The 2596-nt window shown below is 49.0% G+C and carries 2 protein-coding genes and 1 pseudogene; all 3 read right to left on the minus strand.

The features are described 5' to 3' along the window. A pseudogene (gene eno / locus Q0546_RS06960) lies at window positions 1–142 on the minus strand (phosphopyruvate hydratase); the annotation flags it as partial. A 4-nt stretch (window positions 143–146) separates the two neighbouring features. Further along, window positions 147–1247 (minus strand): recombinase RecA, encoded by a 1101-nt coding sequence (gene recA, locus Q0546_RS06965; protein ID WP_298791680.1) that lies wholly within the window; start codon window positions 1245–1247, stop codon window positions 147–149. A gap of 111 nt (window positions 1248–1358) precedes the next feature. Next, window positions 1359–2453 (minus strand): DNA adenine methylase, encoded by a 1095-nt coding sequence (locus tag Q0546_RS06970; protein ID WP_298791681.1) that lies wholly within the window; start codon window positions 2451–2453, stop codon window positions 1359–1361. Window positions 2454–2596: the final 143 nt, after the last annotated feature.

The raw sequence follows: 2596 nt of genomic DNA on the forward strand, positions 1-2596 counted from the left end.
CCTCGCGTTTGCCCGTGCTTGCGCCGCTTGGCACTATCGCGCTTGCTACGGTGCCGTCGCTTAGAGCGACTGTCGCCTTCACGGTCGGGTTGCCGCGGCTGTCAAGTACCTCTATCGCCGTTACGTCTTCTATAAATACCATTATTTTATTCCTCCGTATTTTCTTCTATGCTTTCGCCGTCTTCGTCTTTGCCGCCTGAGCTGCTTATTAGCTTATCTAGGCCGATCGAGTTTTTTATCGTGGCTACAATCTCGTCGGAGATCTCCGAGTGCTCTTTGAGATAGGCTTTTGCGTTTTCGCGGCCTTGTCCGATTTTGGCGGCTTTGTAGCTAAACCACGCGCCGCTTTTGTCGATGATATCTAGCTTCACGCCGTAGTCAATGATCTCGCCGTCGCGACTGATACCCTCGCCAAACATTATGTCAAATTCCGCCGTTTTAAACGGAGGTGCGACCTTGTTTTTCACGACTTTTACCTTCGTGCGGTTGCCGATAGGCTCTTCGTTTTGTTTTAGAGTGGCGATTTTTCGCACGTCTAGGCGCACTGAGGCGTAAAATTTAAGCGCATTACCGCCCGTAGTGGTCTCAGGCGTGCCGTAACCCATCGCGCCGATTTTCATACGAATTTGGTTGATAAAGATCACGGTCGTGTTCATCTTGTGCACGACGCCGGCTAGTTTGCGCAGCGCCTGGCTCATTAGGCGCGCTTGCAAGCCTACGTGCTGATCGCCCATATCGCCCTCGATCTCGCTCTTTGGCGTTAGAGCCGCGACGCTATCAACGACGATCAGCTCGACTGCGCCGCTTCTAGCTAGGTTTTCTACGATCTCAAGCGCTTGCTCGCCAAAATCGGGCTGGCTAACGTAGAGATTTTCGGTATCTACGCCCAAATTTGCCGCGTATTTTACGTCTAGCGCGTGCTCGGCGTCGATAAAGGCGCACGTGGCTCCCGCTTTTTGCGCTTCAGCGATGATGTGTAGGGTTAGAGTCGTTTTACCCGAGCTCTCAGGCCCGTAAACCTCGATAATACGGCCCTTTGGGATACCGCCGATACCAAGGGCTAGGTCAAGACCCAGCGAGCCCGTGGAGATACTATCTATCGCCTCGACTTGCTTGTCGCCAAGGCGGATTAGCGTACCCTTGCCGAACGCTTTATCTATCTGCTTTAAAGCCGCGTCTAAGGCCTTTTTCTTGTCCGAATCGTTTGTCGGCGGGACTATCTTTTTCTCTTCTTTTTCTTTTGCCATCGACTTCCTTAAATTTAAAATAATCGGGCTGATTTTATCAAATTTAAGATGAATTTTTGATTATTCGCGTAAATTTGACGCCGCTCGTTTGCGGTAAAATTTAGCCCAAATTTACGCCTTTTTTAAAACATAAAGCAGCTCGCTCGCGTGCGTCGGACGGCTGGCTAGATTTCTGCTGCCGCGAAAGGCGTTGTATTTTTGTTCCAAAATTTGCACTTTGCCGAGTCCGGCTAAATTTTGGCTAAATTCCTCGCGCGCGATGAAGCCCTCGGAGTTAAACGAGATTAGCACGAATTTGGCTTTTAGCTTTGAGATTAGCTCGAAAAACGCGGGCGCGGCGGCTGATTTTTGATTAAAAACCGAGCGGTTCCAGCCTCTAGCGATGCCAGAAACCCGCGAGATTTCGCTCGGACGCTCGTAGCTAGCGATCAAATTTAACATAAAGTAGTTCGAGCCGTAGGGATGCTGATTATACGGCGGATCAAGATATACCAGATCAAGCGGCGAAAGCTCGGCGGCAAGCTCATTTGCATCTCGTCTTTGCACGTCAAATTCGACGTTAAAATTTGAAAAAACGGGCTTAAGCAGGCTGATGTCGGCCGTGATACGAGATAGCGCGTGTTTGCCGCGTCCGCCAAACTGCCCAAGGCCGTCCTTATTTTTGTGAAAACCCTTGAAAATGCCGCTAGTGTTGGCGTGAACGCTAGCTGAATACAGCAGCGGAGCGACGAAAAAAACGCGCAGCTGCTGCGGCACTAGCGCCTCGATAATCTGGCGCGCGGTGTCTATGTAGGCGGCGTTTTTTCTCGTGTAAAAGACGCGGTCCCTCGCTGAGATATTTGCCTCGTCTTTTGGCGCGTAAAGCTCGCAGATAAAGCCCTCACGCAAATTTGCGCCGATTTCGCGCGTTAGTTTTTCATGCCAAAAATCAAGCTCTTTTTTAAACTCCGCGTCCGCGTTTGCGAGGTAGCATTCGTTCGTGACGCGGCTATAAAGCTCCAGGTCGTTTGCGACGATAAAATTTGCGTGGGATTTAAAAAACCGCGACACGATGCCGCTGCCGCTAAAAAGGTCGCAGCAGCTTAGCTTTTCTTTGCCAAGCGCCTGTTTTGCGATATTTACGCCTTGTTCGATAAAGCCTAAAAGCGAGCGTTTGTTGCCAAGATAAGTTAAAATTTGCTCTTTTAAATACGCCTGATTTTCCATATTTTTCTTTATAAATTCCGCATTTTTATGGCGATTGTAGCAAAAATTTACTATAATTTCGCAACATTTTGAAATCAGGCCGCGCGCGAAATTTAAAGCGGAGCAAAAAGGATAAAATTTGAAGATTTTTAAGCATATAAACG

The organism is uncultured Campylobacter sp., assembly GCF_937997465.1.
In the GTDB taxonomy this organism is placed as follows: domain Bacteria; phylum Campylobacterota; class Campylobacteria; order Campylobacterales; family Campylobacteraceae; genus Campylobacter_A.